The organism is Haloferax sp. Atlit-6N, assembly GCF_003383195.1.
Lineage (GTDB): Archaea > Halobacteriota > Halobacteria > Halobacteriales > Haloferacaceae > Haloferax > Haloferax gibbonsii.
Genome location: NZ_QEQJ01000333.1, coordinates 1 through 455 on the forward strand (window position 1 = coordinate 1; position 455 = coordinate 455).

The window sequence follows — 455 nt, forward strand, 5'->3', positions numbered from 1 at the left end:
GAACGGGGAGGCCGGCGCGTTCAACGCGCTGTACGGCTACGCGATGCTGGCGAACGCACCGAATCCAGAGGCGGTGAAGAAATTCATGGACTACGTGCTCTCGCTGGAAGGCCAGCGGAAGTTCCTCAAGGCGTACGCGCGGCCGATCCGGGCCTCGGAGATGGAAATGCCCGACGAATTCCCGCCGCAGAGCCGATACGACAAGACACAGTTCACTGTCGATCAGTCGGCGCTGGTCGAAAACCAGGAGACGATCATCCAGGACATCACGCGCGGAGCCGGCCTGTAAGCGATGGCGGCCGATCAAGTATCGATGGGCACGCGGGCGACGGGTGCGGTCCGGACCGCCGTCGGATCGGTAGTGTCCCCGACGTCCGAGCGACAGCGGGAGATACGGCGCATCGTCGCCCTCTGTCTGCCGTTCTCTGTGCTCTTGGTGTTCTCCGGCGTCTTCA

1 pseudogene is annotated in these 455 nt (G+C 63.7%); it reads left to right on the forward strand.

From position 1 onward, the window contains the following. Window positions 1–289 (forward strand): annotated as a pseudogene (locus tag DEQ92_RS22610) (extracellular solute-binding protein); the annotation flags it as partial. Window positions 290–455: the final 166 nt, after the last annotated feature.